1 rRNA gene is annotated in these 1,000 nt (G+C 56.6%); it reads left to right on the top strand.

The annotated features are described in order from the left end of the window. A 23S ribosomal RNA gene (locus tag R3F64_RS19345) occupies nt 1-965 on the top strand; the annotation flags it as partial. Between the last annotated feature and the right edge of the window lie 35 nt (nt 966-1,000).

Raw genomic sequence — 1,000 nt, 5'->3', positions numbered from 1 at the left:
TCCTTGTCGGGTAAGTTCCGACCTGCACGAATGGCGTAATGATGGCCACGCTGTCTCCACCCGAGACTCAGTGAAATTGAAATCGCCGTGAAGATGCGGTGTACCCGCGGCTAGACGGAAAGACCCCGTGAACCTTTACTATAGCTTCACACTGGACGCTGATGTTGCCTGTGTAGGATAGCTGGGAGGCTTAGAAACCCGGACGCCAGTTCGGGTGGAGCCAGCCTTGAAATACCAGCCTGGCATCATTGGCGTTCTCACTCAGGTCCGTTATCCGGATCGAGGACAGTGTGTGGTGGGTAGTTTGACTGGGGCGGTCTCCTCCCAAAGCGTAACGGAGGAGCACGAAGGTACCCTCAGCACGGTCGGACATCGTGCAATGAGTGCAAGAGCATAAGGGTGCTTGACTGCGAGACAGACACGTCGAGCAGGTGCGAAAGCAGGTTCTAGTGATCCGGTGGTTCTGTATGGAAGGGCCATCGCTCAACGGATAAAAGGTACTCCGGGGATAACAGGCTGATACCGCCCAAGAGTTCACATCGACGGCGGTGTTTGGCACCTCGATGTCGGCTCATCACATCCTGGGGCTGAAGTCGGTCCCAAGGGTATGGCTGTTCGCCATTTAAAGTGGTACGCGAGCTGGGTTTAGAACGTCGTGAGACAGTTCGGTCCCTATCTGCCGTGGGCGTTGGATGTTTGAGAAGGGCTGCTCCTAGTACGAGAGGACCGGAGTGGACGCACCTCTGGTGTTCCGGTTGTCACGCCAGTGGCATTGCCGGGTAGCTATGTGCGGACGGGATAACCGCTGAAAGCATCTAAGCGGGAAGCCCCCTTCAAGATGAGACATCCCTGAGGCCTAGAGCCTCCTGAAGGGCCCAGCGAGACCAGCTGGTTGATAGGCACGGTGTGGACGCGCTGCAAGGCGTTGAGCTAACGTGTACTAATGGCCCGTGAGGCTTGACCCTATAACACCCAAGGGGTCTGGTCGTGATGATAACGA

Origin of the sequence: Halomonas sp. 5021 (genome assembly GCF_036663435.1) — a bacterium.
Lineage (GTDB): Bacteria > Pseudomonadota > Gammaproteobacteria > Pseudomonadales > Halomonadaceae > Vreelandella > Vreelandella janggokensis.
This window is presented reverse-complemented; position numbering and strand designations above follow the sequence as displayed.